This window comes from Paraburkholderia dipogonis (genome assembly GCF_046027395.1).
Lineage (GTDB): Bacteria > Pseudomonadota > Gammaproteobacteria > Burkholderiales > Burkholderiaceae > Paraburkholderia > Paraburkholderia dipogonis_A.
This window is the reverse complement of the sequence record NZ_JAQQEG010000100.1, coordinates 1-2,854: the sequence shown is the minus strand read 5'-3', so window position 1 is coordinate 2,854 and position 2,854 is coordinate 1. Positions and strand designations below refer to the sequence as shown.

The window sequence follows — 2,854 nt, the reverse complement described above, 5'->3', positions numbered from 1 at the left end:
AACGCCCGCGTTGTTGCTGATGCAGGTGATGCCCTGCACCTTTGAATCGCGCAGTGCGCTAATCAGCGCCTCCGGAATGCCGCACAGCCCGAAGCCGCCGACGGCAAACGTCTGCCCGTCCTTGACGATGTCTTTCAGCGCCTCGGCGGCGCCTGGATAGACCTTGTTCATCAGTATGTCCCTTCCTTTATGGAAACCCGAATCCCGAACGCGGGCCGCCGGATCGTTGCGGCTGGTATGACGTTGCGCGGGCCTGAGCCCGACACGTCATTCTAGTCATCCCCGGCAGGCTGTGCGCCCAGGTTTCCCTGCGCGTCGTGCAAACGCCCGCCGCGGACGGCTTCGCCGCGTTGTCATGTGCTGCAAAGAGTACGCTGGGCGCGCCATGCGGCACAATACGCAAAAATACATAAGTACTTGCCGCCAACCCATGCCCGCACTGGATTACCAAACCGCGTTCCACCTCGCTCCGATCGGACTCGTGCTGTCGCGCGAGCGGACTATCGAAGACTGCAATGACGAGCTCGCGTCGATATTCGGCTGCACGCGCGAGTCGCTGCTCGGCCAGTCGTTCCAGGTGCTGTATCCGTCGGCGGATGAATTCGAGCGGATCGGCGCGCGGATTCCGCCGATCATGACGGCGCACGGCAGCTACGCGGACGACCGCATCATGAAGCGGGCCAACGGAGAATTGTTCTGGTGCCACGTGACGGGCCGCGCGCAGGAACGCGCCGACCCGCACGCCGCAGGCGTCTGGACTTTCGAGGATTTGAGCGCGACGCGGCGCGTGGCGGTCGAATTGACGCCGCGCGAACGCGAAATCGCCGCGCAACTGGTGACGGGGAAAACCAGCAAGCAGATCGGCCGGGTGCTCGACATCAGCCCGCGCACGGTCGATGTCTACCGGGCGCGGCTGATGCGCAAATACGATACGGGTAACGCGACGGAGCTATTGCAGCGCCTGCTCGGGCATTGAGGGCGCCTCCAGGCAAGCGCGCAGTACTCGTTTGCCCATCGCCGCTCAGGCCGCCTTGACCAGCGCGGCGCGCTCGATGGTTTCGCGCAGCATGTCAGGCACCGGCACCGACTTGCCGGCCGCGTAATCGATCCATACGCAGCGCGCGGCGCCGCGTGCATACACGGTGTTGGGGTCGTCGGCGCGCACCAGCTCGAAACCCGTGTCGAAGCTGCTGCGGCCGGGCGTGGCCACCGTCATCCGGCCGATCACGTCGCCGGGATAATGCAGTTGCTTGAGAAACTCCATCGACGCATTGACGATCACCGGCCCTTGGCCATCGGCGTTGCTGCCAGCCAGGCCCAGCTGTTCGAACCAGGAAATCCGCACCTGCTCCATGTAGCGGAAATAGACCGTGTTGTTCACATGGCCGAAGGCGTCCATGTCGCCCCAGCGGATCGGCATCGACATCTCGAATACTGTGTGAAAATCGCTCATCGTACTTCTTTATCGGGTTGAAACCAGGTTGAAGCTGGCGCGTGGACCAGCGTAGAGACAAACAGCAACATAGCGCGCGCGCTCAGGCGGCGGAAAGGCCGGAGCGCGTAAAACAGTCTTCAATGGACGCCAATCCGGCGTGCCCGGCCTGAAGCGCCAGCGCCGGTTGCGCCGTCTTGCGCTCAGGAGAGCCCGAATCCGTCGTCGGCGGCAATCACCGAGCCGTTGATGAACTGCGATTCGTCGGCTGCCAGCAGCAGCAGGAGTCCGTCCAGATCCTCCGGTTTGCCGACGCGGTGACGCGGCAGCATCGACACGAGCTTCTGCCCTTGTTCCGTCGACCAGTGATGGTGGTTGATCTCGGTGTCGATATAGCCCGGGCAGATCGCGTTCACGTTGATGCCGTGCTTGCCCCACTCCAGCGCCATGGCTTTCGTCATATGCACGACAGCCGCCTTGCTGATCGAATACAGGCCGATCTGCGGCAGCACGCGCAAGCCGGCCATCGACGCGATATTGATGATCCGGTACGACGGCTTCTGCGCGTTGTTGCCGCGCATGATCATGCGCTTGGCGACTTCCTGAGCGACGAAGAACGCGCCGCGCGTGTTGGTATCGAACACGTATTCGAAGTCGGCCGGGGTGACCTCCGAGAGCTTCTGCGTGGTCGACACACCCGAATTGTTCACGAGGATGTCGATCGTGCCGGCCTCGGTTTCCGCATGGGCGACGGCCGACTTGATGCTCTGGTAATCGGTGACGTCGAGCGAAACGACGTGCGCCGCGCCGCCGGACGCCTCGATCTCGGCGCGCAATTCCTTTAGACGTTCGGTCCGCCGGCTCGCCAGCACGACCTTGGCGCCCGCCTGCGACAACACTTGAGCAAAGCGCTTTCCCAACCCGCTCGAGGCGCCGGTGATCAGCGCAACCTTGCCTTCCAGATTGATCGAACGGCCCATTGTCGTTCCTTGTTCGGTTGTTGTTACGGATGCGGTTGACGGGTGCGGTAAGACCGTCACTACGGGTCGTACCGTATCACAAAAATAGAACGGTCGTGCTAATCTATGCTCATCTGGTTGCAGTGCGGGAGTGCATCGCCCACAATACGAACCCGAAAAAAGCATTCTAACGGTAAGAGGAGCATCAATGACCCCCGCAAGTCTCATTGAGCAGTACGGCCCGCGCGAGTCGATGGAATACGACGTCGTGATCGTCGGCGGCGGCCCGGCTGGCCTGTCCGCAGCGATCCGTCTGAAGCAGCTGGCGGCGGAACAAGGCGCTGAAATAGGCGTGTGCGTACTGGAAAAAGGCTCGGAGATCGGGGCTCATATCCTGTCGGGCGCGGTGATGGATCCGCGCGCGATCAACGAACTGATCCCGGACTGGAAGGAAAAAGGCGCA

Annotated in this window: 5 protein-coding genes; 2 read left to right on the top strand and 3 right to left on the bottom strand. The window is 62.4% G+C overall.

Annotation, left to right across the window (positions count from 1 at the left end):
• On the bottom strand, positions 1-171 hold a 171-nt coding region (locus PQR32_RS41980; protein ID WP_408241740.1), incomplete at its 3' end, for a CoA-transferase.
• 259 nt (positions 172-430) lie between these two features.
• Between PQR32_RS41980 and PQR32_RS41975 the strand changes: the two genes are divergently transcribed.
• A complete protein-coding gene (locus PQR32_RS41975; protein WP_408241737.1) occupies positions 431-976 on the top strand; it encodes a LuxR C-terminal-related transcriptional regulator in 546 nt (181 codons plus the stop codon).
• Between the two features lie 45 nt (positions 977-1,021).
• Here the strand turns inward: PQR32_RS41975 and PQR32_RS41970 are convergent, their stop codons facing one another.
• Together PQR32_RS41970 and PQR32_RS41965 are read right to left on the bottom strand one after the other, a co-directional pair.
• Entirely contained in the window at positions 1,022-1,453 is a 432-nt protein-coding gene (locus PQR32_RS41970) for an acyl-CoA thioesterase (protein ID WP_408241734.1), read from the bottom strand.
• Positions 1,454-1,635: 182 nt separating this feature from the next.
• Entirely contained in the window at positions 1,636-2,412 is a 777-nt protein-coding gene (locus tag PQR32_RS41965) for an SDR family oxidoreductase (protein WP_132373691.1), read from the bottom strand.
• A 187-nt stretch (positions 2,413-2,599) separates the two neighbouring features.
• On the opposite strand from PQR32_RS41965, the gene PQR32_RS41960 reads away from it, so the two are divergent.
• Positions 2,600-2,854 (top strand): NAD(P)/FAD-dependent oxidoreductase (locus PQR32_RS41960; protein ID WP_408241731.1); only part of this gene is annotated, 255 nt, incomplete at its 3' end.